Source organism: Streptomyces enissocaesilis, from assembly GCF_039533765.1.
GTDB classification, from domain to species: Bacteria; Actinomycetota; Actinomycetes; order Streptomycetales; family Streptomycetaceae; genus Streptomyces; species Streptomyces enissocaesilis.
In genome coordinates this window covers 1-911 of record NZ_BAAAUD010000068.1, presented here as the reverse complement: position 1 = coordinate 911, position 911 = coordinate 1, and the positions used below count along the sequence as shown (strand labels likewise).

The following is a 911-nucleotide window of genomic DNA, read 5'->3' as shown; positions in this document are numbered from 1 at the left end:
CTCAAACGCCTTCAATACCGACCCGACACACTCGACGGATTCATAGCCGGCACCGGCCTCACCCTCGACGACCCAGCCACACCCTGACAAGCCGAAGTCAGTAACAGGGGAACGTCAGAGTGCGGACAGAGGTTAAAGAACAAGCTGAGCCGGGTAACCGCGCCATGCATCCAGCGCGGAAACGGGAATGACGACCAACCGGGCGCTCACGCACTGCTCCGCAAAGACGAAGTCGCCGTGCACCGGCCTCCAGACAGCCGGGAAGAAGGGGGGCTCATTCGGACTCTCTGACGCCCGAGATGTTCCGGCTCGCCTGTCCGAATGAGCCCCACCCACCGGAGTCCCGGGCCGCGCGCGGAGTGGCGTCAGGCCCCGTTGCGCTGGCGGCGGGCGAGGGCGTTGGCGACCGAGCGGCGGCGCTTGTCGTGAACGTCTACGAGGGTGCCGGCGCCCCGGCCGGAGGTGGTCTCGCCGACGCGGAGGCGTTCGGCGACGGCTGTCAGGCGGGTGTCGTCGGGGCCGACGGCGAGGTAGAAGAGGGCCTCGTCGACGGCGCGGTCGTCGCCGCCCCAGCGGACCATGCCGTCGAGTTCGGCGAGGATGTCGCGGAGAACCGCGAGCTCGAGGGGGAAGTAGCCGCCCTTGGTGCCGGGCGGGCAGTGGCCGGGGCGGACGCGGACGGCGGTGCCGGAGGCCAGGTTGCGGGCGGGCCCCCGAAGCCCGCCCGGAGCGGTCCAGCCGACGGCCTCGCCGGGCTGGAGCTCGGCGATCTCGTAATGGAAGCGGCGGACGAGGTGGACTAGGCCCAATACCGTTGATTTAGGATCTTTTTAGGCATCTGCTGTTTGGCTTGGTGGGTGACACCAGTGTGACGGTGGAGGGCGGTGGTGGGGGTGGGTTGCGGTGGTGGG

General features: G+C 69.0%; 1 protein-coding gene and 1 pseudogene. One reads left to right on the top strand and one right to left on the bottom strand.

All coding sequences use genetic code 11. The annotated features are described in order from the left end of the window. Window positions 1-87, top strand: a pseudogene (locus tag ABD374_RS31535) (transposase); the annotation flags it as partial. Window positions 88-365: 278 nt separating this feature from the next. On the opposite strand, the gene ABD374_RS31530 reads toward ABD374_RS31535, so the two are convergent. Beyond that, window positions 366-809, bottom strand: coding sequence for a hypothetical protein (locus ABD374_RS31530; RefSeq protein ID WP_344500042.1), 444 nt, complete (start codon window positions 807-809; stop codon window positions 366-368). Window positions 810-911 lie beyond the last annotated feature (102 nt).